The sequence below is a fragment of the Pseudoalteromonas phenolica genome (assembly GCF_005886345.1).
Classification (GTDB): Bacteria; Pseudomonadota; Gammaproteobacteria; order Enterobacterales; family Alteromonadaceae; genus Pseudoalteromonas; species Pseudoalteromonas phenolica_A.
The window spans coordinates 80,302-106,034 of sequence record NZ_PNEC01000014.1 but is presented as its reverse complement, the minus strand read 5'-3'; the positions used below and the strand labels follow the sequence as shown (position 1 = coordinate 106,034).

The following is a 25,733-nucleotide window of genomic DNA, read 5'->3' as shown; positions in this document are numbered from 1 at the left end:
AGTGTACTTGATTGCGCCCAATAGGTGCAATTTATAACGAGATGAAATTACGATAGTTTAGAAGTTATTAACGTTTTTATAGTGCGATATAAGCTGACTGCTGCAACGAGTGTGCTTTATGTGCGGCATGGCTTGCTTTACGAGCTAGGGTGTTAAAATTGCTTTCATCATTACGTTTAGCAATACCAAATGATAGATCAACTTTAGGTAGATTTTTTTCGCTTTTAGAGCTGACGAATTTCAGTTTTTCAACGCCTACGCGAATTTTTTCAGCAATGATATTAGCGGTATCAGGTTCAATGTCCGACATCAATACGACAAACTCATCTTTGGCTGTGCGTCCAGGAAGGCCACTTTCAAATACGTACTTTTGAATTTTCTTTGCTACACGGTTTAAAACAACTTCGCTGACTAAATCACCGAAGTCTTCAGTGAATTCATGCAAGTTATTGATTTGAATAGAAATGGCGCAGATTGGTTTATCTTGTGAAATCCATAATTGAGCTTGCTGATTCAGGTAATGGCGTTTATACATGCCAGTTTGAACATCAATAAGTTGTTCTTTGCGTAGCTTAGCTAATTGTGTTTTAGCATCACGATGCATCATGCGGGTTTTTTGCAGCATCTCTTTAAACTTTTGATGCTGCTGTAGAATGATATCTGTTTGCTTCGAAAGTTGTGTCAACGCATGTTTAGTTTTTGCCACATTATGCTCATCTAAGCTATTGACACAAATACTTACTTGTTCAGCAAAGTGGGTGATACTGCGCTGTGACTGTTGTGCTGAATTAGCTAGACTTGTCACCACGCCATCAACATTTTTTAACATGGCAGCTTCAGCATCATGAGTACGGTTTAAATGTTCAAAATACAGTTGTTCGATAAAAATACTATCAATAGTGTAATTTTGTCGAATAGCATAGTCGAGAGTACGGTTTAACTCAGAATGAGTTTTGCTGATGTAAGTATAAGCAACCTGATAGCTTAATGGTGTCGGAGGTAAAATATGCTGCTCTAAGAACAAGCAGACCTTAGTCATTTTCTCTTGAGCTATTTCCATTGGATCATGAAACATGAACTTACTACCACATACCAAAATAAACAAAAAACAAACAACGTCCAGTTGATATCTCTGTGATCCATCACATTTGCCAGACTACTTTTTTTCTTTATTTTTGCAAAGTAAAAAATGCATTTGAGTAGAAAATATAAAAATAAGCAGGGTGTTTTGTTCGAAATTCGAGCAAAAAGTATGAGGTGAGATATGACTTTGAATTAAGGCGGTATAAATCTGTCTTTTTCTTAAACTGGTCGCAATTTAATTGCACATTGGCTTTTCTAGTCGATATGGTAGCAGCATACACAGCTACAGGATAATTATAGTGAAACACTTTCGACCATCTCGTTTATTAAGCGCTTGTATGTTTACAGCAATTTTAGCTTTATCAGGTTGCCAGCTAACTGGATCTGCTCCTGATGAAGCATTTAGTGCAATTACCAAGCAGATAGAAACTTATCGTGGTGAAATTAGCGCATATTCTCGTAAAGACTTAAATGCTGAGTATTTATTGCCCAACCTATCTGCTGGTGCTTTAAATACACAAAACCAGCAAAGATTAGCGTTTCTAGCGCAATTAGATAGTATGGATGTGTCTCGCTTAAGCAGTGAAAACCAAATCAATCACACTATTATCCGTGCACAAGTACAAAATAAAGTGGATGAATACCAATTTAATGCCCACTTTATGCCATTGACGTCAGAATATGGCTTTCATTCGAGCCTATCGTTTATGGTTCGCGGTCATGATTTTACTAAAAATGCAGGATTTGAGCTGTATCTACAGCGATTAACACAAGTTCCTCGCTTCTTTGAGCAAAACATCAATTGGATGAAAGAGGGGATCAAGATAGGTCTGACGCAACCGCAAGCGGTTCTACAGGGCTATGAAGAGTCTATTTTGGCTTATATTCCACGCAATATTGAAAACTCTGAGTTTTTCGCGCCGTTTAAAACAAATACGGCCAACTTAAGTGATGCTCAGTGGGCGGCTTTACAACAGAAAGCTAAGCATATTATTGCAGAGCAAGTAATACCAGCATACCAAGCCTATTTCGATTTCTTTACGCTTGAGTATCGTCCTGCCGCGCGTCAAGAAATAGGGATCAGCTCAACACCAAATGGTAAAGCGTTTTATGCTAACCGAGCTAAGCACTATACCACTACAGGCATGATACCTGAGCAAATTCATGAGCTTGGCTTACAAGAAGTGGCACGTATTCGTGCTGAAATGGAAGGCATTATTAAGCAAGTTGGTTTTGAAGGTAGCTTTGCTGAGTTTGTGCACTTTTTAAGAACAGACCCACAATTTTATGCTACAACCCCAGAACAGCTTTTAAAAGAAGCGTCTTATATAGCTAAGAAAATGGATGCTCAACTACCAAAACTGTTTCATACGCTACCGCGCCGTCCATACGGTGTTGCGCCAGTGCCAGCGAGCATTGCGCCTAAATACACAACGGGTCGTTATTCAGGTGCACGTAAAGACGATGAAGCAGGCTTTTATTGGGTAAATACCTATGCACTCGATAAGCGCCCGCTATATGTTTTAGAAGCATTAACACTGCATGAAGCAGTGCCAGGCCATCACTTACAGATCGCTTTAAACGCAGAGCTAGATTATTTACCAAGTTACCGTCGTAATGCCTATATCTCAGCATTTGGTGAAGGTTGGGGCTTATATTCTGAATATTTAGGGCTAGAAGCAGGTTTCTACCAAGACCCATACAGCAACTTTGGCCGTTTAACATACGAAATGTGGCGTGCAGCGCGCTTAGTGGTTGATACCGGTATGCACATGTTTGGTTGGAGCCGAGATAGAGCAATGAAGTTTATGCAAGACAACACGGCTTTATCGCTACATAACGTAAAAACTGAAACAGATCGTTACATATCATGGCCAGGACAAGCACTATCGTATAAAATTGGAGAGTTAAAGATTAAACGCTTACGTAAAGAAGCTGAAACACGTTTAGGTGATAAGTTTGATATTCGTGAATTCCATCACCAGATTTTACGCCACGGTTCAGTGCCATTATTTGTGTTAGAGAAACAAATAGAGATTTATATAACAGAAACATTGCAGAAATAGTTAAAACATATTTCTAGGTGTAAAAAGCCCGAGTTAATCGGGCTTTTTTATTGCTGCAATACAAGCTATTACTTTTCGAAGGCGCGCTTCATAAAGTTAGGTGTTGCTAATGCACCATAATGAATACCGACATTGTAGTAATCTGTGTTAAATGTTGCATTGTCAGCATCTTGCTCACGGAAGCCATCGAAGCGCTCACCTTTACGAGCCATTGTTGCCGACCATAAACCACTTGGGTAGATTGGTTGCGGGAAAGGTAGTGTTTGTAAATCAGCAAAACCAACCTCTTTCATTGCATCGCGCATTTCTAAAAGCAGTGGCATATGCATCAGTGGAGATTCACTTTGTTGGATCATGATACCGCCTGTGCGTAGTGCATTTAGACAGCTTGTATAGAAAGCGTGGTTAAATAAACCTTCACCTGGACCTACTGGATCTGTGCCATCAACAATGATCACATCAATTGATTCTGGCGTTGCTTCGCGCATGTACTTGATGCCATCATCAAACATCACAGTTGCACGCGGGTCGTTGTTTGACTCACATAATTCAGGGAAGTATTTTAATGACATTTGAGTCACTACTTCGTCTATGTCGATTTGCGTTACTGTTTCAACACCTGAGTGTTTCAGTACTTCACGTAACGTACCGCAGTCACCACCACCAATAATCACCACGTTTTTCGGTGCAGGGTGTGAGAAGAGTGCAGGGTGGCTCATCATCTCGTGATAAAAGAAGTTTTCACGAGTACTTACCATAGTACAACCATCGATGATCATCAGGTTGCCAAAATCAGTTGTTTCAAACATCTCAACTTTTTGGAAAGGAGACTGAATTTCATCAAGCTTTTTATTGATGCGTAAAGAGAACGCACTACCATCGCGATCACTGATCTCGGTAAACCAACGGTTTGCTTCTAAATTCGACATAAGAATTAAATCACACTGTAAATTGTTAACGGCGCATTTTGCCAGCGCCTGAGTTTATGCTCAATCATTATTTGATAGATGTTGGGGCAGTTTTTTATACTTCAATCTTCCCCGGTGCTTTCAACTTATACCTGTGCTGTTTTACACATAGCTACAAGTAAAATCATTTAATTGTAATACGTGGTAGCGTTAAAAATAGATTGTTAATTTATAGCTTAGTTGTAACTGAGCAAAATGAGTAAAAATACAGTCGCAAATGCTTAAACTGCATATTAAAATGCATGTTTTGCTAGTTTGTTTAAGAGGTCGAGATGACTTGGGGTTTAGATACCGCGCGAGCAACATATAACGTAGCCCATTGGAGCGATGGCTACTTTGATATCAACGAGCAAGGTGAGCTGGTTGCATTTCCAGATAAATGTCAAAGTAAGGCACCGATCTCTTTTACAAAATTAACTGAAGAATTTAAAGCACAAGGTTTAACTTTACCTGTGCTGGTTCGTTTCACCGATATTCTGCAAGACAGAGTCGATACTATGACCAATGCGTTTGCAAAAGCGTGCGAACATAAAGGGTATCAGGGCGACTACACGTGCGTTTATCCAATTAAAGTAAATCAGCAGCGCTCAGTCGTTAGCAAGTTACTGGCTCATCCAAGCGGTAAAGTCGGTTTAGAGGCAGGTTCTAAACCTGAGTTGATGGCCATTTTAGGCTTGGCAAAACAGCCGATTAAAATTGTCTGTAACGGTTATAAAGACAGTGAATTTTTGCGTTTGGCATGTATTGGTCAAGCGCTGGGTCATCACGTTAATATCGTAGTCGAAAAGCTCTCTGAGTTAACCACTTTGCTGAAAGAAATTGATGACTTAGGCATTGAGCCTGCGATTGGTATTCGCATTCGCCTCAACTCAGTTGGTAAAGGAAAATGGCAAAATACCGGTGGTGAAAAAGGTAAGTTCGGTCTTACCGCAGGTCAGGTGCTTGAAGCGGTAGAGATGCTAAAAGCCGCAGGCAAGCTGCATTTAATGCAGTTGGTGCATTTTCACATCGGCTCGCAAATCGCCAATATCCGTGACATCCAACGTGCATTGATTGAATGTGCCCGTCACTTTGCTGAGCTCTCTAAAATAGGCGTGCCACTTTGTACCGTTGATGTAGGCGGTGGTTTAGGTGTTGACTATGAAGGCTCGGGCTCACGCAGTGCTTGCTCGATGAACTACACGGTTGAAGAGTATGCAAAAAACGTGGTGTCGGCGTTTGCTGATGTGTGTGAGCAACATGGCTTAACTCAGCCTGCCATTATCACAGAATCTGGCCGCGCACTTACTGCGCATCACGCGGTATTGATCACAGATGTGATTGATGTTGAAACAGCCCCTAATCAGGTCGAAGTGAGTCAACCTGATACCGACGCACACACTATTTTACAAGAGCTATATGGCGTATATCAGCAAGTGTCGCCGCGCATGGCACTTGAAAGCTACCACGATGCGATGCATTTATTCAGCGAAGCGCATGGTCAGTATGTGCATGGCTTAGTAAGCATGCTGCAGTGGGCGCAAATTGAGCAGCTCTACTTTACGATTCTGCATAAAGTGCGTAGTGCGCTAGACAGCAAATCGCGTGCACACCGAGAAGTGCTAGATGACTTAAATGAAAAGCTGGCCGATAAGTTATTTGTTAACTTCTCTTTATTTCAATCACTGCCGGATGTGTGGGGTATTCAGCAGTTATTCCCTGTGATGCCAATTGAGAACTTACATACACCATTGACTCAACGTGCGATCATTCAAGATATTACCTGTGATTCTGACGGTCAGATCAGAGAATATGTCGAAGGTACCGGCATCGAGGCGAGTTTGCCAATTCCGCAATACAATACCGGCGACCAATATCATATTGCGATGTTTATGGTCGGCGCATATCAAGAGATCTTAGGTGACTTACATAATTTATTTGGCGATACCGACTCAGTACATGTTGAAATGACTGAAAGCGGTTATCAGTTAACCAATGCCATTAAGGGTGATAGCGTCACTGATGTATTGAAGTTTGTGCATTATGAGCCGAGTTCGCTTGCAGATAACTTCCAGCAATTAGTGTCTGCGTTAACCATTCCTGAGTCGCAAAAACAGCAATATTTAGCTGAGCTACAAGCAGGTCTAGAAGGTTATACCTACTTCGAAGACTAGTGCGAGTTTTAGCCTCCACTTTTGTGTTTGCGTAAAAAACGGTATTATTCATACGCTATATGGCGATATAAGGTGTATCGCCGTACTTATGTTGTGGTAAAGGAAGTCATTCATGTCGTTTTTTCGCAGTATCTTTAGTCTTATTTTTTATTGTTTAAACACATTATTTTGGTTTGTTCCTATCTTCATCTTCGGGTTGATAAAACTCATTCCTTTCAAGCCACTACAAACTTTATTTGGTGTATTAGCTAAAAGCTGTGCCAGTAATTGGGTGGCGACCAACAGCTTAATTCAAAATATTTTTTCACCATACAAGATTGAATTAACCGGGCTAGATGCTTTACAGCGCAAGGATTGGTACTTAGTTATTGCGAATCACCAAAGTTGGGTAGATATTTTAGTATTGCAACGTGTGCTGCATAACCGAATTCCTTTTTTAAACTTCTTTTTAAAAAAAGAACTCCTCTATGTGCCTTTCTTAGGTTTAGCTTGGTGGGCGCTGGATTTTCCGTTTATGAAGCGTAGCAGTAAAAGTCAGTTAAAGAAGAATCCCAAGCTTAAAGGCAAAGACATAGAGACTACGCGCAAAGCCTGTGAAAAATTTAAAACTATGCCAGTGAGCATAGTGAACTTCGTTGAAGGCACGCGTTTTACATCAGACAAACATACCCTTCAGAAAAGTCAGTTTAAGAACTTACTTAAGCCTAAAGCTGGCGGTATCGCGTTTGTAATGCAAGCTATGGGTGAGCAAATCAATCAAATCGTGAATGTCACCATTCATTATCCTGATGGCATTCCAACTTTTATGGATTTCGCCTCGGGCAAAATGAAGCGTGTGCAAGTTCATGTTGAAACGCAAAGCGTAGATGACAAACTGATCGGTGACTACAGTGGTGATAATCAGTTTAGAGTGCAGTTTCAAGCAAAGCTTAATACGCTTTGGGAGCAAAAAGACGCTCAATTAGAAAAGCTGAAATAGGCTTTGGAGATGCGTGTGCTAGTAAATATCATGCAATTAATTAGAGGGGCAGTCGCGACGGCTGTTTTAGTGCTCAATACCGCATTGTGGGGAACGCTGATCTTTTTAATGGGGTTGGTGAAATTATTACTGCCCTTAGCGCTGCTATCTCATGCTCTTCATGGTTTTTATAAATGCTGGTGTCGTGGCAATTACTTTGCGCTCAAACTCAGCGGCGTGCAGTTCTCAACAGAAATTGCGCCACAGATCAATGCGCAGGGCTGGTACTTGCTGGTAGCAAACCACATTAGTTGGTTAGACATTATTGTGTTGACTGCTATTGAAGCCTTGCCGGCACCTAAATTTTTCTTAAAGGATGAATTAAAATATGTGCCGCTTATAGGCTCAGGTGCTTGGGCTTTAGGCATGCCCTTTATGAAGCGAGCAAGCAAAGCACAAATAGCTAAAAATCCTAAGTTAAAGGGTATGGACGTGGCACGCACACAAAAAAGCTGTAAAAGCTTTAAACATCATCCAACGACAGTGATTAACTTTGCTGAAGGCACTCGCTTTACTGAATATAAACAACAAAGGCAAAACTCTCCATTTAAACACCTGCTTAAACCTAAAGCAGGAGGTACGGCTTTTGCGCTTCAAGTACTTATTGAACAACTCGATGGTTTAATAAATGCCACACTCATTTATCATGGCGGCAATAAAAATATTTTCCAAAGCTTTATGCTTGGCAGATTAGCAGTCATTGATGTTAAATTAGACTATGTGCCTTTAGCAAAAGTACCTCAAGGTGATTATCAATTAGATAAAGCCTATAGAGTGACATTTCAGCAATATCTAAATGCTCAATGGCACAGGAAAGATAATTTAATTGATTCACTTTCAACTTTACAAAGCAGTAGTAACGCGATAGCAAAGGAAGTGTCGCAACTATGACAGAAATACACTTAACCCAATTGATCGAACCTTGGTTACAGCAATCAATAACGGCTACTTGGCTGACAAGCTCAGTTGCCAACGTAATTGGTATAACAGGTATTTGCTTATTGTATTTGGTGATCCGCCGTTTAGTGTTGCCTAGCTTGCAAAATGCCATAACACGCTTTTCACCGAGTCGAATAACTCCGCTGAGTTCACAGCTAAGCAAGTTATCAGGCCGTTTGTCAGCCTTACTTTGCTGTGTATTATTTTTGGGTTTTTATCAAAGAGTATTTGTTGCACCTGACTGGCTATTCGCTGTTGCTAAGGTCGCAGGTCAAATCTTGCTAGTGATATTTTCAGGTTTGATGCTAAGCGCTTTTACAAATTTAGGTCATGGTATTTATTTGCAGTTAAAGTTTGCTAAAGATGTACCTATTCAAGGCCTAGTTCAGGTCGCAAAACTGATCACATTTATCGTTTGCGCTATTTTAGTTATCAGTATTCTGATCAATAAGTCTCCGACTTATATTCTTTCCGGCTTTGGCGCCATTGCAGCTGTCACTTTATTAGTATTCAAAGACACCATTTTGGGGTTAGTAGCGAGTATTCAGATAGCGGCGAATCGTCTAGTCAGTATAGGTGATTGGATCCAAGTTGATGCCTTTGGTGCTGATGGTGAGGTACTTGATTTGGGCTTGAACACAGTGCGGGTTCGTAATTGGGATAACACCATTACGACCATTCCAACTTATTTACTTATTTCTGATTCATTTAAGAATTGGCGGGCAATGCAGCAGTCGGCGGGAAGACGCATTAAGCGACCTATCTACGTCGATATGCATAGCTTACAGACTTGGTCTGTAGAGAAGGCGGAACAGATAGCCGAGAGCATAGGGTTTGAACTCGCAACAGAACAACCTCTGAGTAATGTTTCAGTTTATCGCTTGTTTGCTGAGCATTATTTAAAAAATCACCCTAAAATTAACCAAGATTGCGTATTAATGGTACGCTCACTGGCACCCAGTGAAAAAGGGTTAGGGCTAGAGGTCTATTGCTTTAGTCGTAATACCCAGTGGGTTCCCTATGAGCAGTTGCAGGCTGAAATAATAGAGTATCTTATTGCTGCATTAGAAAAATTTGAGCTCAAGCCTTACCAAGCTGTAACCGGGCAGTTAAAACTTGACTAGTTTTAAAGCCCATTAATACTTTAGGTGAATCACTGTAATTCTTTTGTGTTATATCTAGTAAAAAAATTGTCATAATTTACTCAATAATTGGCAACTGGCTATGATAATATAATCAGGTTCTGACGATAACGTCAGTTTGTTTTTGTGGCACTTGATACGGAGTTAGAAATCACGCAAAGCAATAAGGAAGTGAATAGAGGTAATTTGATGAAATATACTGCTATCACATTTTTTCTTTTGTTGTTTGCTCGATTTTCTTGGGCCGACCACACTATTCATATTGCCGTAGATCATGCTCCCCCCTATAGCTATATCGACCAACAAGGTGAAAGCCAAGGCTTGATCATCGATATCGTCTCAGAGTTACTGAAAGAATCTCATCAAAATTACAAAATAAAACCCGTACCTTGCCCTTTTTCTCGTTGTGTACGTATGCTTGCCCAAGGGCAAGTTGATGTAATGGGAGGGTTAATTAAGACTAGTCGCCGTACGCAAACTATGGCATTTGTGCAACCCCCATATATGGTTCTATCTTCTTCTTTCGTTTTTTATGCAAATAAAAACAGTGATATAGAGGTAAATAACTTTGATGAGCTACATGGTAAACGTATTGCGGTAATGCGTGGAGGTGCTTATTACAAAGAATTTGATGAAGATAAAACACTCAATCGAGTACAAGTAAACTCTGAGCATGTGGCATTTGATTTGCTGCTAAAAGGGCGGGTTGATTTAGTCTTATCGGTGGAGGAAACTGCTGAGGTTGCTATGAGAACGCTTAACCAGCCATTTGATCAATTAAAGAAAGTAAACTATCGGCATACCAATAACATCTACGGTCATATGGCATTTAGCCAGCGTTTTGCAAAAACGGCTTTAGCGATTAAATTGCAGCGGACTATGCTTAAGCTGGCGAGCTCAGGCCAGCTTAACACATTGGTTGCGCCTTATGAGTTGCCAGCCATTCCTAGCTCGGTCATTACTGACTAATTATCGCCCCATAAAAGTGACGCGTTTAATAAGGCCGTCAATCACCTCATAAGCGGCAATAATCGTCACGCTATTATCAATAATATTGGCATCCTCACTGGCTGATTCTGCAAGCTCGTGATCGACTAAAATATTGCCCTCTATCATACGTTTTAATGAACTGGCATTAAGATATTTTAAAGAGGCGAACTTCTGACCATAGCGCTCAACCAGCTTATCTTTACCCTGATATTGCAAACCACCAGGGAAAGCATGAATTTCAACATCATCGTGATATGTCGCAGCAAAAGCGTCGATATCACGGTTGTTATAGGCGTCGAGTTGTTTATCAACGATGGCAACGGTTGCCAGTTCAATGTCAGTCATACATTCCTCGGTATTTTTAGACGTTATTGTTTATTCGCAGCTCTGTTTATAGCCAAGAAGCGCGTATATTAGCGCGATACTCACAATAATGATGTCAGCATAAAAAGGCGGTGTTTGTGTCGACAGAGTTGTGCCAATGACGATAAGAAACAAGCTACTCTTATAATATTTATTCATTGATTTTTTCATTGTCTTTTCCTTGAAATATAAAACTTTAGCTATTTATCCGATTAATAAATACAGAATACCTGCACCAACAAGTCCACCAAATAGTGCTGCAGCACCTAACATCATTAAATGTAGTTTCATATTCACCGTAGTTTGGTTGCCATTGGTTTCTTCAACATCATCGAGATTGATCAGATATGACTGCTTTACTTCAAAAACGGCACACAAGCTCATCATGGTTTCTCGGCTGGCAACCCCTTCTTTTTCAACACGTTGAATGGTGCGAAGACTGAGTCCACACGCATCTGCCAATGATTGCTGGGTCCAATTTTTGTCATCTCTTAGCTGTTTTATGGTTTTTTGATTGAGTTGCATGGCAGTCTCCTAAAGTGTACTGCCGAACCAGCGACCAATGAAGTAACCAACAGTAGCGAAACCAGCGCCAAAAATAAGGCCATAACAAAAGAAGGCGGCAAATGCCTTCATCATAAGTTTTGGGTTTTGTGCAAACGGTTTTAAGGCTTTTCTGCCAACTTTCTTTTTGCCCTTAAATATCAAGCATTCGGTTTCAGAGGTGAGCATATTGATAACGTCAAACTTAACAGTCCAGTCAGCGCCTTCATACTCAAAAGTATGCTTACTTTTAAAGCCTAAGTTACGTTTCTCAGAAACCAACTCATCATTGATATAGACATATTCTTTGCCGTTTAAGAGATTGGCTTTACAGGCTATTTGGTTATCGCCATCTTGAAAGTACAATTCAAAAGGTAATTTCTTAGGTAGAGACTTTTCTTCGTTGTTGATGCTAGGAGTCATGGTGCATATTCCCTTAGTTGTTTTGGTTAAGTTGGGATAAGCATATTAGGTACACCAGTATAAAGCGCCGACAGCAATATGTCAGTGCCTTTTTTGTCATAAGACAGTGCCTGTCATATATTCTAACTTATTAATTTATAAGCTAATAAAAGTATTATTAAAGAGTGTTATGACAGTGAGGTGGCAGAGTGAAAGAGCGCTTTGCACAGGGACAAAGCGCAAAATTTTAGAAAATATTGCAAATATCGTCAGCTTTACAGGTGATCACCGTCACATTTTGATAGCCAATACGAGTCAGTTGCTCTGCGGCAAATACCGCACGGCCGCCTGCAGCGCAATGCACATAAATGGGTTTTGCGGCATCTTTCACGATTTCAGGTAATTTAAATTCTAGTAAACCACGTGGCACATTGATGGCACCGGCTGCTGCTTTTTGCGCGTGTTCTTGAGGCTCGCGCACATCAACAAGTATACCCTCATTGTCTTGAATTTCTTGCTTTGCTTGCTCTGCGCTAATGCAGCGCTGATTAGGGCGAACTGTTTTTAATACATCTTGAACAGGAGTCAACATTGAACTATTCCTTAATACCGAGTCGTTTTAAAAAAGTGATCATCGGACACCAAAGCGTGAAAGATGACTGAATTAAATTTATAGCAATAAATACCGTAGACCACACAAAGTTTTCGTGTATGAAGTAGGTTAACAGTAAAGAAATTAACACCATAGTGCCGGCAATTAAGCGCAGTATTGGATGCATTGTCATAGCTCACCTCAAAAATTCAGAAGTCATGGCCATAATCAGTTTATTAGGAAAATCTAAATTAGCAATCTCTAATATTAGATTTTTCTAATGTATGGTTTATACTTGTTGAAAATCGACCGTGGGGACATGTATGCAAATTGAAGATATGGCGCATAACGCAGAACAAGCAGAGCAGTTATTAAAAATGATGGCGAATAAAAACCGCCTGATGATCTTATGCAGCTTGTTGCAAGGTGAAATGAGTGTGACGCAGTTAAATGAGTCGATACCGTTAGCGCAATCGGCACTTTCTCAGCATCTTGCAGCTTTAAGAAAGGCCGAATGTGTTGCCACCCGTCGAGATGCGCAAACAATTTACTACCGCCTTACCGATCCTAAGGTTGAGGCGATTTTGCAGCAGCTTTATCAACTCTTTTGCCAACCGGGTGAATAATGATGGGTTTAGACAAAGCCATTTCGGTAAGCTTACAAGGTCGTATCCCCATTGTGATCTTGTTCTTATCGCTGGTAATGGGGGTTATGGCCTTACAGTTTACGCCGCGTGAAGAAGAGCCACAAATTGTCGTGCCAATGCTCGACATTTATGTGCAGGCGCCAAATATAGGGGCGCCTGAAGTGGTGCGTTTGGTTACTGAGCCACTCGAAAAGTTATTGCGACAAATTCCTGGTGTTGAGCACGTTTACTCTACGACACAAACAGGGCAAGCGGTTGTGACGCTGCGCTTTCATGTTGGTGAAGACAGAGAAAACGCCATTCTCAATACCTACAGCAAGCTTTATGCGCATCAAGAGCAAATGGCGCCGGTGATCAGCAATTGGCAGATCAAACCCATAGAAGTCGATGATGTGCCAATTTTAATGTTGGGCTTGTACTCACAAGACCCCCGTTTATATGGCGACTATGAACTTACGCGTTTTGCTCAAGAGCTATCAAATCACCTGCAAAAAATTCCTAATACCAGTGCCATTGAGGTGCTCGCAGGTCGCACCCGCCAAGTTCAAGTCGATTTAGACATCAGTGCGCTATCTGCATACCAAACCACGCCTTTAGATGTATTACGCGCGCTGCAAGTGTCGAATCAATTGCAGCAAGTCGGTCATCTGGTGAAGGGCAAGCAACAGATCCAACTTCAAGCGGGCGATGTGCTTCGCGATGTAATACAAGTGGCGAGCCTGCCGGTGAATGTCGTGAACGGTCAGCAAGTATTATTAAAAGATGTCGCAACGGTCACCGATGGCCCAAGCGAGCCAAATCAATATCAGTGGTTGGCCATTGATGATGCACAGCAAGATTTACCCCTTGCCACCATCAGCGTTGCCAAGCAAAAAGGCAGTAATGCTGTCGCAGTAGCCGAGCAAACGCTGGCCAAAATGGCGCAACTTAAAGCTGAGTTACTGCCCGATGAAGTGGATTTCAAAGTACTTCGCAATTACGGCGAAACGGCCAATGAAAAAGTAAATAACCTCACTGTGAGCTTGGCCTTTGCGGTCTTTACAGTGGTGGTTTTTGTCGGGGTTTTTCTAGGCTGGCGCCCAGCGATTGTGGTTGGCCTCGCTGTGCCTATTTGTTATGGCATTACACTGGCGCTAGATTTTGCCTTTGGTTATACCATTAACCGTGTCACCTTATTCGCGCTTATCTTGTCTTTAGGTTTATTAGTTGATGATCCAATTACGGGCGTCGATAACATCAGCCGCTTCTTAAAGCATGGTAAGCAATCAGACTCGTCAAGCAAGCGTATTCTTGGCGCGATGAGTGAGATTAAAGTGGCGTTGTTGATGTCGACGTTAACCATTGCGGTGGCATTTGTGCCGATGGCATTTATCACTGGCATGATGGGCCCTTACATGGCACCGATGGCGTTTAATGTGCCTGTGAGTGTGGTGGTCTCAACCGTCGTGGCCTTCTTTGTCACGCCTTGGCTTGCCAAAAAGCTGCTTAAAGGCCATGAAATTGAAGAGCCTGAAATCGGTGAAGGCAAGAGTCTGTATAGCAAGTTATTGATGCCGCTATTAGACTCGAATACGAAAGCAAAGTGGTTACTTTGGTCGGTATTGGTGCTGTTTATGCTGAGCGCCAGTTTACCGGTATTTAGGGCGGTGCCGCTTAAGTTACTGCCGTTTGATAACAAGAATGAAGTGCAAATATTGGTTGAGCTACCAGAGGGTAGTTCGCTGGAGCAAACCAGCTTGGTGGCACGACAAGTACAACAAGCCGTGTGGCAGCTTAACGAAATCACCGCGGTTGCGGCTTATGTCGGTCAACCTTCGAGTATGGACTTTAATGGTATGGTGCGCGGTTATTACCGCCGTCATGCTCCGCATCTTGCTGACTTGCGCGTATTACTTAACGATAAAACCGAGCGCGACCACCAATCTCATGGGGTGGTATTGCGTTTACGTCAGGCGTTGGTCGGGTTCAATCAAAATGGCATCAAGGTCAAAGTGGTCGAAGTGCCACCGGGTCCGCCAGTGTTAAATACTTTAGTGGCCGAAGTCACCGCCGATCCATTTGTTGAAACACAAGTGCATCATGAGGCGGCAAACACACTTGCGAAACGTTTAGCAAAAGAACCCCATGTAGTTGAAGTCGACACCTCTATTGCAGAGCTCGCCCCTCTTGCGCGTTTTGTGACGAACAAAGAAAAAGCCGCGTTATCAGGCATTAGCACCCAAGATATTAGCCAAACCCTGCAGATAGCCAGCCAAGGTATGCCAGCAGGAGTACTATATACTCCGTACGAAGCCATACCCGTACCAGTGCAACTGCAAGTACCTTATGAAGTGCGCAATCAATGGCAGTCTTTGGCGGCCGTGCAGTTAACGGGTCAACAGGCATTAAGTAAAGTCGCCAATGATTATGGCCTAGATAGTGCGGCACGACCTTTGGTTGCACTGTCTGAACTTGGTCAGTGGCAACAACATCATGTTGAACAGCCGATTATGCGCAAAGACCTGCAAACCGTGGTGTATGTCATGGCGGAGTTAAATGGTCGTACGCCAGCAGGAGTTATCGCCGATGTGGTTGCAGATGAAAATCGCACTGAGGAAGGTTACCAACCTTGGCAAACGCGCACTTTCTTAAACTCAGGCGGCACACAAGGGTGGCAAATGCCTACAGGCACCAGCTATAGCTTTGGTGGCGAAGGTGAGTGGCGCATTACCGTTGATGTGTTTAGAGATATGGGTATTGCCTTTGCTTTTGCCCTCACGGCGATATTTATCATATTGCGTATGCAAACGGGCTCGAACCGTTTAGCGCTGATAATTATGTCAGCTATTCCATTGACCATGATTGGTATTATGCCGGGCTTTTGGGCGCTAAATCAGTTTGGCGAACGCGTGATTGCGGGCGCACCTGAGCCTATTTTATTCACTGCCACGGCTATGATAGGCATGATAGCACTGGCAGGCATCGTAATACGTAATTCACTTATTTTGGTTGAGTTTATCAATCAGGCTCGAGCTGAAGGCATGGCATTAAAAGCAGCTTTGGTGCGCGCAGGTGAAGTGCGTATGCGCCCAGTGCTACTCACCGCAGGCACGACTTTATTGGGTAATGCGGTGATCATCCTCGACCCCGTATTTAGCGGGCTGGCTTTGGCCATTATGTTTGGCATTATCGCTTCAACGATTTTCTCGTTGTTAGTGGTGCCAGTGGTGTATTTCTTAGTTTTCAAATCAACCGAGCAACAGGGGCAGCAAGATGCAACAAGTAACTAAAATTGCAGGGATCAGTGCGGCGATGGGCGTGTTAGCGATTGCCATTGCGGCCATGGCTGGGGTGTTTAACGAAAAAATGCCAGCGGGCACAAAAGCCCTTGCTGAAGAATATAATGGTCAAACTCATACCGTGAGTTTGCAAGCGGTAAAAAGCGCTGAAGTCGTCAGCGGCAGCGTCGATGCCAAGTTTAATACGCGCGTGTCGAGTCGTGTGCTGGCGCAGTTAAAAACCTTACATGTACGTGCGGGCGATACTGTATCAGCGGGGCAGTTAATCGCAACCCTTGATGATGCTGACTTAAAAACACAAGTTCAGCAAGTTAAGGCTCAGCAAAGCGCCAATGACGCCCAGCTTGCACAAGCTAAAAAGCAATTAGAACGTGTGGTTGCACTAAAAGCCCAAGGGCTTGTGGCACAAAATCAGGTTGATGAATGGCAAACCAAAGTGAATGAACTAGAAGCGCAGTCGGCGGCTTTGGTTCAGCAGTTTGAAGGCACACAAGTTGCCTTGGGATACACCAAAATTCATGCGCCAATTGATGGCAAAGTGGTAGAGCGCTTACAAGAGCCTGGTACTATGCTGAGCCCAGGTATGGCGATTGTGTCTTTGTATAACCCGACTAAGCTACAAGTTCACACGCCGGTGCGCGAACAACAAGCTGCTTTTTTACGAGTTGGCGATAAGTTAAAAGTGTTTGTGCCTGCCGTTGGTCTAACCGAGTATGCGCAAATCAGCGAAATTGTCCCGGTTGCCGATAAACAAGCGCGTCGTTTTGCCATCAAACTTGATATTGGTTTTGCTAAAGAAGTAAAACCGGGCATGTATGCGCAAGTCTTTCTGCCTGGCGAAGAGCAAGTTACCATTGTGATCCCGCGTAAACTGGTGAAACGTTATGGGCAATTAACTATGGTTGAAGTGGTTGAGCAAGGACAATTGCAAAAGCGCTATGTTCTCTTAGGTGAAGCCGTAAATAACAGTGACGTGCAAGTACTGGCAGGGTTAGAAGCGGGCGAGAAAATCGCATTGAAGCCTGCGATTTAAGAGACGGAACGGTTACATAAGTAAAAGGCCACATACTTAAATGTGGCCTTCTTTTAGAGCGCATTCTTCATAAAAACGTTGCAATCTCTTCGATTGGTTTCTTCACTAAAGCGTGCTCTGGCACGGTCGCATCTTCACTTGGGTAACCCGCAATCAACAACATATAAGGGCGCTCATTGTCACGGTCACGGCCACAAATATCGGTTAAGAAGCTCATCGGTTTTGGTGTATGTGTCAGCGTTGCTAAGCCGGCATTATGTAGCGCTTGAATTAAGAAGCCTGTCGCTAAGCCCACAGACTCATGCACATAGTAGTTAGTGTTTTTATCTTCAGTGTGAATACCGCCTTTCTTTTGACTGAACACAGCAATTAACCAAGGCGCGTGCTCAAGATACGGTTTTTGTGCATCAGTGCCTAATGGCTTCAGGGCGTCTAGCCATTCTTCACCCGCTCGACCTTCATAAAAAGAGCGCTCTAGGTCTTCTGCGGCTTGGCGAATTTGCTTTTTTACATCAGCTGAGTGGATCGCGACAAAATGCCAAGGTTGATGGTTGGCACCACTTGGTGCAGTACCTGCGGCTTTAATGCAGGCTTCGATGATCTCTTTTGGTACAGGACGGTCGCTAAAACTGCGAATAGTGTGGCGACGCTTACAGTTATCTAAAAAGCTTTCAGCGCGGCTCAGCATCTCGTCTTGTGGATACTCTATAAAATCGGTTAGTGGTCGGTTAGCATGGTCTTGCATTTTTCATCCCCTTGGTATTCTTGTTTTGTATCTGAGATTCAGTGTTTCAGTGTTCACAAATTATTGCAATTGTTAGCAGGGCATTAATTGTACCTGTATCGTAAAGCTGCTAGAACAGTTGCTGCTTATTTGTTCTAAAAAGGGAATGTAAATGCTTAAAATAACTTGGTTTTCAAAAACATATGATAATGGTGTGCATGCGTTACGTGGAGTTAATTTAGATATTCCAAAAGGTATGTATGGATTGCTGGGGCCGAATGGCGCGGGTAAGTCTTCACTTATGCGAACAATTGCGACATTACAATCCGCAGACTCCGGCAGTATTGAGTTTGATGGGATAAACATACTCGAACAGCCAAAGGCGCTACGTGAGCGCTTAGGGTATTTACCACAAGATTTTGGTGTGTATCCACGCGTCAGTGCCTATGACTTACTTGATCATATTGCTCTGTTCAAAGCCGATCCTGATGACATCAATGAAGGTGAGAATGTGATGTATCTGCAAAAGCACAGCATTACAACGAGTGATAATGTGATCAAACTTAAAGTTAGGGATTTACCTAAGTTTGCTGGTATCGACCCATTTGTAAAACTCATCGATAAAGAGACCGGCGATAATATTAAGTCTCTGTAATGTGTATGAGCTATATTCAATGATAGCTCAGTTCAATCAATATAGGCCTCTCTTGTAGAGGCCTTCACTTTTCTAAGTGGAGCGATTTCAAATAGCTAAAATAACTTTGATGAATGTTTAAGGTTCAATAAATAAACCTTAAAAATAATACGGTCATGTTAACCTCTCGACGTAGATGAAAAGGTATCAAAAAAGGAGCGCGTATGTATCAACATCAATGGCACACAGGCGAGGCGATCAACCTACCGACGGGCAAGATAGTTTGTATTGGGCGCAACTATGCGGCGCATGCGAAAGAGTTGAATAACCCGATCCCGAGTCGACCTATTCTATTTATTAAACCCAGCACCTGTTTGCAGCCTTTCAAAGAGATTAAGCTTGCTAAACGCTTAGGTGAACACCATTACGAAGCCGAATTGGCCTTGTTAGTTGGCGAGACTATTTCATACGGTGATAAAGATGTTCTGACAAAAATTGCCGGAGTTGGGCTCGCCCTCGACTTGACCTTACGTGATGTGCAGAGCGAGCTTAAAAGCAAAGGTCATCCTTGGGAGCGTGCCAAAGCCTATGATGGCAGCTGTCCAGTCACACCTTTTTATCAGTTAGAATCTGCCACTGAACTGGCTAGTGCTGAATATAATTACTGGCAAAACAGCGAACTAAAGCAATATGGCAAAACACAGCTGATGTTATTTAGTATCGAGCGACTTTTAAAAGAAATTACTGAGCACTTTACGCTTTGCCCTGGAGATCTTGTATTAACAGGTACGCCTGAAGGGGTTGGCGTATTACATCATGGCGATAAGTTACAATTGCAATATCAAACCTACTCTCCTATCAATGCATTCGTTACAATCGACTGATCCCAATCTCAAATAGGTTGGTTTTAATTTACCAAGGATAAATTATGAAGATTAAACCATTAGGCACGCCATTTTCTGTAACAGCCTGCAAGGTGTTGCTTTGCGGAGGTGGAGAACTTGGCAAAGAAGCAGTAATTGAATTTAAACGCTTAGGCTGTGAAGTCATTGTATTAGATAGGTATGAGCACGCTCCAGCGATGCAAGTTGCAGACAGAAGCTATGTTTTGTCTATGTTAGATGGTGAAAAGTTAGAGGCCATCATTCAGCAAGAGCAACCAGATTATATCGTGCCAGAAATAGAAGCAATTGCCACTGATAGACTCGTCGCCTTAGAAGCACAAGGCTTCACTGTCGTGCCTAGCGCAAAAGCGACTCAGTTAACCATGAATCGAGAGGGTATTCGCCGTTTAGCTGCTGAGGAGCTAAATTTAACGACTTCACCTTATGAGTTTGTCGATAACTTTGCAGACTTTGAATCAGCCATAAGCGCAATTGGTATGCCTTGTGTGGTTAAGCCAATCATGAGTTCTTCAGGAAAAGGGCAGAGCGTAATAAAAACTAAAGCAGACATTACGACTGCATGGCAATATGCCCAAGAAGGTGGCAGAGCAGGTAAAGGGCGCGTGATTGTTGAGGGTTTTGTCGATTTTGATTATGAGATCACATTACTGACTATTCGCCATATTAATGGTACAAGCTATTGTGCACCGATTGGCCATGTGCAAGAAGGCGGTGATTATCAGCAAAGCTGGCAACCACAAGCTATGAGTGAGCTTGCTTTAACTCGTTCAAAAGAGATCGCTGAAAAAGTCACAACCGCTTTGGGTGGCCGAGGATTATTTGGGGTAGAGCTATTTATTAAGGGTGATGATGTTTTCTTCAGTGAGGTATCGCCTCGTCCTCATGATACAGGCATGGTAACTTTGATTTCGCAAAACCTGAGTGAGTTTGCATTACATGTACGTGCAGTTTTAGGATTACCAATTGCAAATATTGAGTTATATGGGCCTTCAGCATCAAGTGTAATACTGGTGTCAGGAGAATCTCAGCAAGTGCAATTTGATCAAGTTGCAGAAGCCCTTGCACAGCCTTATACAGATATACGATTGTTTGGTAAACCAGAAGTGAGCGGGACGCGCCGAATGGGGGTTGCTTTGGCGAAAGCAGAAAGCGTTGAGCAAGCTGTTGGTAAAGCTAAAAATGCGGCGAGTATAGTGTCACCTATTTTATAGCAATTCATCTAAAAGTCAGTTTAGTAAACTTTCTAAACTGACTTCTGACAGTAAATTAATACTTAAAGTGTGAAGTCTAAAGCATAGCTAACGTAAGCTTTCATATCGTCATCGGCTTCAAGGTCTGTTTTAATGACACCAAATGTGAAGCCATCTTTGCTTAAGCTAAAACCGTAGTCCATATAGCTGTCTTCAGAATACCATTCATTCACAGTGTCACCACTTGAACGACCAAGGTGTAAACCAAGCTCAGTGTCTGTGAAAACATTAAATGCAGCGTTTAATTCGATATAAAGCATGTCTTCTTCAGCGGTTGAGCCGCTCTGAGCATTACTTAAGTAGCTAACCTTAGCGCTTAAAAAGTCGTAACTCACTTCACCATATAACTCGCCAAAGTCGATACTGCCTTCGGCATCTGGGTAAGCATAATAGACATAGCCAACATCGTAGCCAATATCACCAGCAGAGCCACTAAAGCCCGCATAAAAATCCATCTCGTAGCTTTCTTTGCCACCGAAGTCGATGTTTGATACCCATGTACCAGCGTAAAAACCAGAGTCGTTGCCATAATCAATGCCACCTGATACGGCTGCACCATCAGCTGACTGAGTGATACCACGCCAGAAGTAATTTGAGCTTGCTGCAATATTTGCAGTGACTTCAGCATAACTTGCGGTAGAAGTTGCGAGTAATAGTGAGCTAAGCAAGATAGAGGTTGTCTTTTTCATCTTCATTCCTATGTGGGCTAATTTTTCCTAATTTTAAAAGCAATGCGTGCACCACTTTTCGTATGTCTATATTAATATAGTTTATTATCTGATTATTAATGTTTTTTTATAAATGATATTTTTTGATTAGAAAATTTATGCACAGCTTTAGTGCGAAAGGAATAATGTCTTGCACGATATTTGCGCATATCGTGCAACGGAGAATATTTATTTCTTTGTGCTTAATCTTATATATCTAAAGGTTAGCCAAAGATAGCGCGCATCAAGCCGATGGTTTCGTCCACGCTGCGGCCTTTTTCAACCTCTGCGATGATTGAGTCACGCTTATCGCGAATATGATCAGGAATGCTTTCATCAGCAAGTGCGCGATCCACCAATACCTCTGCTGACTCTTTACCGCGACGAACTGTTTTAGTGCCACCGCTGCGGCTACTACGCACAGGCTTATTTAATAACTTAATATAGTTAGAGTTATCAGCCGTGTCTTTGTCAGCATAATAGAAGAAGCAAGGCAGTAGTGCTTTAATGCTGGCGAGTTGCTCTTCTAATTCGCCGTTTTCAGTCGTCATTGCAAACCAAGGCATAGTGCGGACGCTCATCACAACATCTGACCAATAGCGCTCAAAGTCACGGTTATTTAAACGGCTAATAGCCAATGCTTGGCAAAGTGCATCTAGTCGGTTGTTGCTAATAGGTGTGAACACATCCGGGCGACGCATCGATAATAGGCGTGTAGCAGGCGCAAGGGTTGGTTTTTCGTCTGTGCCCGCAAACGCACTTAAGTAACCAATCATAAATGCTTGATAGTCTTGCTCGCTTACGTCACCTTCAGCAGGAATGTTCGCAAGGGCGTCATCAAATGCGCCAGGTAAGTCTGCTAATAGCTGGTGGAACCCTTTGGCGCTCTTCGTTGACGCAAACCACTCAACGTCGAAGTTGTACACGCTGGTATCTAAACTAGCAGCATGTTTACCAGTAAACGCTAAACGGTCTTCGGCGATCATCTCTTTTAATGGCGTGCTGCGCATCGGTGCTAAGTAGCTGGTTAGCTTTAATTTTTCTTCAAGTGCTAATATGTCTTTATGTTGCTCGATGAAGCCACAGATTACCGGCCAAGGTGCAATACGTAGCGTTTTAAGCTGTAAAAAACTGATGGCAGAAATTAACAAATCTTGTAGTTTTTTTACTGTCGGAAGCTGGTTATCATCGAGTAAATCGAAGTTGATGCGGTTTTTTGCCACATCTAATAACTCATAGCACCAACCCAAAAAGTCTTCTGGGTGGTTTTCTACTTTGACTGCCATCAGATTCAAACTTATCTCGGTAGATTGCTTAAGAATGTTTTGGTAAATCTGACTTTCTTGTTCACCCAATGCCATTTTTGACGGGGAAATGAGCAGCTTTTTCATAGGGGTTGGTGTCTCCACGGGTTAAGTTATTAAGGGTTAATTGGCTAACCAAATAAGTGTAGTAGAACTTGTGCTACACAAATGAGGGCGAGGATCATACCTAAGTGTGACGTGGATGCAACGATAGAAATGCGTTTTAATTTTAACGGTATAAATCTGTAGCTTAAATGAGCGAAGAGGCAGATTTTTTTCGTCTCAGCCGTTATGATTAGTAACATCAATTGCAAATGTAAGGAAAAGCAATGAATCGCTTTGTAAAAGTCATTGGTGGTGTGGTTGTTGTGGCCGTTGGTGCTGTGGTTGCGGCGCCATTTTTGATCCCAACCGACACCATTATTCAGCAGGTTTCAGAACAAGTTGAAAATACCGCAGGTCGTAAACTCACCATTGCCGGTGAAAGCCAGCTAACGGTGTTTCCAAGCCTAAGTATTGAGCTGAACGACGTTGCTTTTGCCAATATGGCCTCGGGCAGTGCTGAAAATATGGTAAGTATGGAGCAGCTTGCCGTGCATATTCCTTGGTTGTCGCTATTAAGTGGTGAAGCCAAGTTAGAGCGTTTTGTGATCCGCAATCCAAACATCTTGCTAGAAAAAGACAAACAAGGCAAAGCGAACTGGCAGATCATGCCAACAACCGCCGCTGCGCCAACAGCCCAAACGAATGAAGCCGCCGCTGGTCCAGTAAAATTACCTCAAGGGTTTGATGTTAGCTTAGGTGAAGTGGCGATTTACGGAGGGCAACTGACTTATCTTGATGGTGTGACTGGCGCAAAACAGCAGGTGAGTGACTTTGAATTAATTGTAGCGCTGCCTTCTTTATTCAAGCCGCTAGATGTGAAAGGGGGGTTAACCTACCAACAACAGCGTTTTGAATTAAATATCCAGGTCGACACACCAGCAAAAGCCATTGAAGGGCAAACCTTTAATGTGACGCAAACTTTAGCGTCGGAGTTATTAGATCTTGAATTTAATGGTGCCATTGCTCAGCAAGGTAAAGACATCAAAGGTAACTTGAAGCTTGCTGGTGACTCAGTAAAAGCCATTACTCAGTGGCAGGGCATTGACCTAGAAGCCAAAGACAACGCCTTTAACCAGTTTAGTGTCAGTGGTGATATGCACCTCGCGGGAGAGACTTTTAAGCTGAGCGCGTTCGAAGCCAAACTTGATGCACTGGCAATTAAAGGGCAAAGCCAAATTGATTTAGGCGCGCGTTTAAATGTCATGGCTGACATTGATCTGGGTATGTTAGACCTCAATCCATACCTACCTGAGAGGCCAGAAAAACCAGCCGAACCTGCAAAGCCTGCAGAGCCAGGCGAGCCACAGCCAATTGTATGGGATGACACTCCGATTGATTTATCGGGTCTTAATGCTTTAGACGCCGACATTAAAGTGCGCTCAACGGGCCTAATTGCCAAAGAGATCAAACTGGGTGAAAACCAATTCTCAGTTAAGCTTAAAGACGGCAAAGCACGTTTAGGCTTAGATAAATTCAATGCTTACGAAGGTAAAGGGCAGGGTAAAGTGATGGTGAATGCCAACCGTGCCCCTTATCAGATCAATACCGACTTCAGTTTAACCGACATCAACGCCGAACCATTACTGACTGACGCGGTCGGCTTTGACAAGGTATTGGGTAAAGGCAGCATCAGTTGGGCGCTGAACACCCAAGGTCAAAGTCAGAAGCAGTTTGTGTCTGCTTTAACGGGTAATCTGGCGTTTAGCTTTGTAGATGGTGGTGTAAAAGGGGCCAATATTGCAGAGATGATGCGTAAAGGCAGCGAAATGCTCAAAGGTGACTTCTCATCATTAAAAGAAGGCCTGAATGCCGACTTCGATCCAAATCAGAAAACCGACTTCTCGGCACTGACTGGCACCTTCACCTTTAAAAATGGTGTCGGCACCAATACCGACCTAAACCTTGCCAGTCCACTGTTACGTATTACGGGCAGCGGTGAAGTCGATTTACCTAAAACCTATGTGAATTACCGCCTAGTGACTGGTTTGGTTGATACCATTGAAGGCCAAGCAAGCAGCGATGACAGCACTGGCTTTAAAGTACCGCTGCGTATCAAGGGCCCATTCCACAAAGCAGATTACAAACTTGACTTTGGCAGTGCGGCAAAAGACAAAGCCAAAGAAGAAGCGAAAGACAAAGTAAAAGATAAGCTAAAAGATAAATTGAAAGGTTTATTTGGCTAAGCTCGACAAAGAATAAAAAGCTGGTGGTTAATTTACCAGTTTTTTATTTTTTGCAATCACTCCTTTGTATATAAATTAAGCTATTGAACGCTTTTACTTTTTTACGCTTGAAAAAGTAACTGCTTGTCACCATATCAGAAATGCAATTTAGGAAACTTGGTGGAATAGCGCAATTAATTAAAAATTGAACTATCCATACCTCATCTTTATTGCTACAATTGCCCGCCCTTGAAAGACGAACTCCACGTTTTTTGAGTGATTAATAACCTAACTGCTTCATATTCATACGAATTTGGAGCGAAGTTTAACTACACCGGAGCATCAAAAATGATCCAAATGCAAACTCAGCTGGACGTTGCTGATAACAGCGGCGCTCGCAAAGTGCAGTGTATTAAAGTCCTTGGTGGTTCGCACCGTCGCTACGCGGCAGTTGGTGACATCATTAAAGTTTCTGTTAAAGAAGCAATTCCTCGCGGTAAAGTGAAGAAAGGTGATGTTAAAAACGCAGTAGTTGTGCGTACTAAAAAAGGCGTTCGTCGTCCAGACGGCTCTTTAATCCGTTTCGATAGCAATGCGGCTGTTATCTTAAATGATAACCTACAGCCAATTGGTACTCGTATCTTCGGCCCTGTGACTCGTGAACTACGTAACGACAAGTTCATGAAGATCGTTTCACTAGCACCAGAAGTACTATAAGGAGTCGA

General features: G+C 42.7%; 24 protein-coding genes and 1 pseudogene. 14 read left to right on the top strand and 11 right to left on the bottom strand.

What is annotated here, in order from left to right:
* Nucleotides 1-76: 76 nt before the first annotated feature.
* A complete protein-coding gene (locus tag CWB72_RS07965) occupies nt 77-1,060 on the bottom strand; it encodes a GGDEF domain-containing protein (protein WP_138630504.1) in 984 nt (327 codons plus the stop codon).
* A 361-nt stretch (nt 1,061-1,421) separates the two neighbouring features.
* Between CWB72_RS07965 and CWB72_RS07960 the strand changes: the two genes are divergently transcribed.
* A complete protein-coding gene (locus tag CWB72_RS07960) occupies nt 1,422-3,149 on the top strand; it encodes a DUF885 domain-containing protein (RefSeq protein ID WP_138630425.1) in 1,728 nt (575 codons plus the stop codon).
* Between the two features lie 68 nt (nt 3,150-3,217).
* On the opposite strand, the gene speE is transcribed toward CWB72_RS07960, so the two are convergent.
* Nucleotides 3,218-4,078: a polyamine aminopropyltransferase gene (gene speE, locus CWB72_RS07955; RefSeq protein ID WP_138630423.1), complete on the bottom strand. Its 861-nt coding sequence runs from the start codon at nt 4,076-4,078 to the stop codon at nt 3,218-3,220.
* A 311-nt stretch (nt 4,079-4,389) separates the two neighbouring features.
* On the opposite strand from speE, the gene speA reads away from it, so the two are divergent.
* From speA to CWB72_RS07930, 5 genes are all read left to right on the top strand, one after another.
* Nucleotides 4,390-6,270, top strand: a complete 1,881-nt coding sequence (gene speA / locus CWB72_RS07950) for a biosynthetic arginine decarboxylase (RefSeq protein WP_138630421.1) — start codon at nt 4,390-4,392, stop codon at nt 6,268-6,270.
* 112 nt (nt 6,271-6,382) lie between these two features.
* Nucleotides 6,383-7,249 (top strand): acyltransferase, encoded by an 867-nt coding sequence (locus CWB72_RS07945; protein ID WP_138630419.1) that lies wholly within the window; start codon nt 6,383-6,385, stop codon nt 7,247-7,249.
* Nucleotides 7,250-7,279: 30 nt separating this feature from the next.
* Complete coding sequence (locus tag CWB72_RS07940) at nt 7,280-8,179, top strand: acetyltransferase (protein ID WP_138630502.1); 900 nt, start codon at nt 7,280-7,282, stop codon at nt 8,177-8,179.
* Nucleotides 8,176-9,351, top strand: a complete 1,176-nt coding sequence (locus CWB72_RS07935) for a mechanosensitive ion channel family protein (RefSeq protein ID WP_138630417.1) — start codon at nt 8,176-8,178, stop codon at nt 9,349-9,351. The genes CWB72_RS07940 and CWB72_RS07935 overlap by 4 nt, the downstream gene beginning before the upstream one ends.
* 207 nt (nt 9,352-9,558) lie before the next feature.
* A complete protein-coding gene (locus CWB72_RS07930) occupies nt 9,559-10,338 on the top strand; it encodes a substrate-binding periplasmic protein (protein ID WP_138630415.1) in 780 nt (259 codons plus the stop codon).
* Here the strand turns inward: CWB72_RS07930 and CWB72_RS07925 are convergent, their stop codons facing one another.
* The 6 genes from CWB72_RS07925 to CWB72_RS07905 form a co-directional block, all read right to left on the bottom strand.
* Nucleotides 10,339-10,704 (bottom strand): nuclear transport factor 2 family protein, encoded by a 366-nt coding sequence (locus CWB72_RS07925; RefSeq protein WP_138630413.1) that lies wholly within the window; start codon nt 10,702-10,704, stop codon nt 10,339-10,341. It lies immediately after the preceding gene.
* 30 nt (nt 10,705-10,734) lie between these two features.
* A complete protein-coding gene (locus CWB72_RS20520) occupies nt 10,735-10,893 on the bottom strand; it encodes a hypothetical protein (protein ID WP_171037243.1) in 159 nt (52 codons plus the stop codon).
* 33 nt (nt 10,894-10,926) lie between these two features.
* Nucleotides 10,927-11,247, bottom strand: a complete 321-nt coding sequence (locus CWB72_RS07920) for a helix-turn-helix domain-containing protein (RefSeq protein ID WP_138630411.1) — start codon at nt 11,245-11,247, stop codon at nt 10,927-10,929.
* A gap of 9 nt (nt 11,248-11,256) precedes the next feature.
* Complete coding sequence (locus CWB72_RS07915) at nt 11,257-11,688, bottom strand: hypothetical protein (RefSeq protein WP_138630409.1); 432 nt, start codon at nt 11,686-11,688, stop codon at nt 11,257-11,259.
* A gap of 226 nt (nt 11,689-11,914) precedes the next feature.
* Entirely contained in the window at nt 11,915-12,259 is a 345-nt protein-coding gene (locus CWB72_RS07910) for a rhodanese-like domain-containing protein (RefSeq protein WP_138630407.1), read from the bottom strand.
* A 4-nt stretch (nt 12,260-12,263) separates the two neighbouring features.
* A complete protein-coding gene (locus CWB72_RS07905; protein ID WP_354384658.1) occupies nt 12,264-12,446 on the bottom strand; it encodes a YgaP family membrane protein in 183 nt (60 codons plus the stop codon).
* A 136-nt stretch (nt 12,447-12,582) separates the two neighbouring features.
* Here CWB72_RS07905 and CWB72_RS07900 point away from each other — a divergent pair, with 136 nt between their 5' ends.
* The 3 genes from CWB72_RS07900 to CWB72_RS07890 are packed head-to-tail and all read left to right on the top strand — an operon-like array spanning nt 12,583 to nt 17,217.
* Nucleotides 12,583-12,885, top strand: a complete 303-nt coding sequence (locus tag CWB72_RS07900; RefSeq protein ID WP_058031315.1) for an ArsR/SmtB family transcription factor — start codon at nt 12,583-12,585, stop codon at nt 12,883-12,885.
* Nucleotides 12,885-16,175, top strand: coding sequence for an efflux RND transporter permease subunit (locus CWB72_RS07895; RefSeq protein ID WP_138630405.1), 3,291 nt, complete (start codon nt 12,885-12,887; stop codon nt 16,173-16,175). Before CWB72_RS07900 ends, CWB72_RS07895 begins: the two co-directional genes overlap by 1 nt.
* Nucleotides 16,159-17,217, top strand: a complete 1,059-nt coding sequence (locus CWB72_RS07890; protein ID WP_138630403.1) for an efflux RND transporter periplasmic adaptor subunit — start codon at nt 16,159-16,161, stop codon at nt 17,215-17,217. Before CWB72_RS07895 ends, CWB72_RS07890 begins: the two co-directional genes overlap by 17 nt.
* Before the next feature lie 67 nt (nt 17,218-17,284).
* On the opposite strand, the gene CWB72_RS07885 is transcribed toward CWB72_RS07890, so the two are convergent.
* On the bottom strand, nt 17,285-17,962 hold the full coding sequence (locus CWB72_RS07885; protein ID WP_138630401.1) for a nitroreductase family protein: 678 nt from the start codon (nt 17,960-17,962) through the stop codon (nt 17,285-17,287).
* A 151-nt stretch (nt 17,963-18,113) separates the two neighbouring features.
* On the opposite strand from CWB72_RS07885, the pseudogene CWB72_RS07880 reads away from it, so the two are divergent.
* The 3 genes and pseudogenes from CWB72_RS07880 to purT form a co-directional block, all read left to right on the top strand.
* Nucleotides 18,114-18,476: pseudogene (locus CWB72_RS07880) on the top strand (ATP-binding cassette domain-containing protein); the annotation flags it as partial.
* A gap of 323 nt (nt 18,477-18,799) precedes the next feature.
* Entirely contained in the window at nt 18,800-19,459 is a 660-nt protein-coding gene (locus tag CWB72_RS07875) for a fumarylacetoacetate hydrolase family protein (RefSeq protein WP_138630399.1), read from the top strand.
* A 44-nt stretch (nt 19,460-19,503) separates the two neighbouring features.
* Nucleotides 19,504-20,691: a formate-dependent phosphoribosylglycinamide formyltransferase gene (gene purT / locus CWB72_RS07870; RefSeq protein WP_130256634.1), complete on the top strand. Its 1,188-nt coding sequence runs from the start codon at nt 19,504-19,506 to the stop codon at nt 20,689-20,691.
* A gap of 62 nt (nt 20,692-20,753) precedes the next feature.
* Here purT and CWB72_RS07865 read toward each other — a convergent pair whose 3' ends face one another.
* On the bottom strand, nt 20,754-21,419 hold the full coding sequence (locus CWB72_RS07865) for a TorF family putative porin (protein WP_138630397.1): 666 nt from the start codon (nt 21,417-21,419) through the stop codon (nt 20,754-20,756).
* Between the two features lie 242 nt (nt 21,420-21,661).
* On the bottom strand, nt 21,662-22,828 hold the full coding sequence (locus tag CWB72_RS07860) for a hypothetical protein (RefSeq protein ID WP_138630395.1): 1,167 nt from the start codon (nt 22,826-22,828) through the stop codon (nt 21,662-21,664).
* A gap of 242 nt (nt 22,829-23,070) precedes the next feature.
* Between CWB72_RS07860 and CWB72_RS07855 the strand changes: the two genes are divergently transcribed.
* The gene (locus CWB72_RS07855) at nt 23,071-25,029 is read left to right on the top strand and encodes an AsmA family protein (RefSeq protein ID WP_138630393.1); all 1,959 of its coding nucleotides are present in this window, start codon (nt 23,071-23,073) and stop codon (nt 25,027-25,029) included.
* A 327-nt stretch (nt 25,030-25,356) separates the two neighbouring features.
* The gene (gene rplN, locus CWB72_RS07850) at nt 25,357-25,725 is read left to right on the top strand and encodes a 50S ribosomal protein L14 (RefSeq protein ID WP_058031680.1); all 369 of its coding nucleotides are present in this window, start codon (nt 25,357-25,359) and stop codon (nt 25,723-25,725) included.
* The last annotated feature ends 8 nt before the right edge of the window (nt 25,726-25,733 follow it).

Bases quoted from the DNA above. Each gene is read 5' to 3' on its own strand.
- CWB72_RS07965 (WP_138630504.1), bottom strand. From the start codon at position 1,060: ATGGAAATAGCTCAAGAGAAAATGACTAAGGTCTGCTTGTTCTTAGAG.
- CWB72_RS07960 (WP_138630425.1), top strand. From the start codon at position 1,422: ATGTTTACAGCAATTTTAGCTTTATCAGGTTGCCAGCTAACTGGATCT.
- speE (WP_138630423.1), bottom strand. From the start codon at position 4,078: ATGTCGAATTTAGAAGCAAACCGTTGGTTTACCGAGATCAGTGATCGC.
- speA (WP_138630421.1), top strand. From the start codon at position 4,390: ATGACTTGGGGTTTAGATACCGCGCGAGCAACATATAACGTAGCCCAT.
- CWB72_RS07945 (WP_138630419.1), top strand. From the start codon at position 6,383: ATGTCGTTTTTTCGCAGTATCTTTAGTCTTATTTTTTATTGTTTAAAC.
- CWB72_RS07940 (WP_138630502.1), top strand. From the start codon at position 7,280: ATGCAATTAATTAGAGGGGCAGTCGCGACGGCTGTTTTAGTGCTCAAT.
- CWB72_RS07935 (WP_138630417.1), top strand. From the start codon at position 8,176: ATGACAGAAATACACTTAACCCAATTGATCGAACCTTGGTTACAGCAA.
- CWB72_RS07930 (WP_138630415.1), top strand. From the start codon at position 9,559: ATGAAATATACTGCTATCACATTTTTTCTTTTGTTGTTTGCTCGATTT.
- CWB72_RS07925 (WP_138630413.1), bottom strand. From the start codon at position 10,704: ATGACTGACATTGAACTGGCAACCGTTGCCATCGTTGATAAACAACTC.
- CWB72_RS20520 (WP_171037243.1), bottom strand. From the start codon at position 10,893: ATGAAAAAATCAATGAATAAATATTATAAGAGTAGCTTGTTTCTTATC.
- CWB72_RS07920 (WP_138630411.1), bottom strand. From the start codon at position 11,247: ATGCAACTCAATCAAAAAACCATAAAACAGCTAAGAGATGACAAAAAT.
- CWB72_RS07915 (WP_138630409.1), bottom strand. From the start codon at position 11,688: ATGACTCCTAGCATCAACAACGAAGAAAAGTCTCTACCTAAGAAATTA.
- CWB72_RS07910 (WP_138630407.1), bottom strand. From the start codon at position 12,259: ATGTTGACTCCTGTTCAAGATGTATTAAAAACAGTTCGCCCTAATCAG.
- CWB72_RS07905 (WP_354384658.1), bottom strand. From the start codon at position 12,446: ATGCATCCAATACTGCGCTTAATTGCCGGCACTATGGTGTTAATTTCT.
- CWB72_RS07900 (WP_058031315.1), top strand. From the start codon at position 12,583: ATGCAAATTGAAGATATGGCGCATAACGCAGAACAAGCAGAGCAGTTA.
- CWB72_RS07895 (WP_138630405.1), top strand. From the start codon at position 12,885: ATGATGGGTTTAGACAAAGCCATTTCGGTAAGCTTACAAGGTCGTATC.
- CWB72_RS07890 (WP_138630403.1), top strand. From the start codon at position 16,159: ATGCAACAAGTAACTAAAATTGCAGGGATCAGTGCGGCGATGGGCGTG.
- CWB72_RS07885 (WP_138630401.1), bottom strand. From the start codon at position 17,962: ATGCAAGACCATGCTAACCGACCACTAACCGATTTTATAGAGTATCCA.
- CWB72_RS07875 (WP_138630399.1), top strand. From the start codon at position 18,800: ATGTATCAACATCAATGGCACACAGGCGAGGCGATCAACCTACCGACG.
- purT (WP_130256634.1), top strand. From the start codon at position 19,504: ATGAAGATTAAACCATTAGGCACGCCATTTTCTGTAACAGCCTGCAAG.
- CWB72_RS07865 (WP_138630397.1), bottom strand. From the start codon at position 21,419: ATGAAAAAGACAACCTCTATCTTGCTTAGCTCACTATTACTCGCAACT.
- CWB72_RS07860 (WP_138630395.1), bottom strand. From the start codon at position 22,828: ATGAAAAAGCTGCTCATTTCCCCGTCAAAAATGGCATTGGGTGAACAA.
- CWB72_RS07855 (WP_138630393.1), top strand. From the start codon at position 23,071: ATGAATCGCTTTGTAAAAGTCATTGGTGGTGTGGTTGTTGTGGCCGTT.
- rplN (WP_058031680.1), top strand. From the start codon at position 25,357: ATGATCCAAATGCAAACTCAGCTGGACGTTGCTGATAACAGCGGCGCT.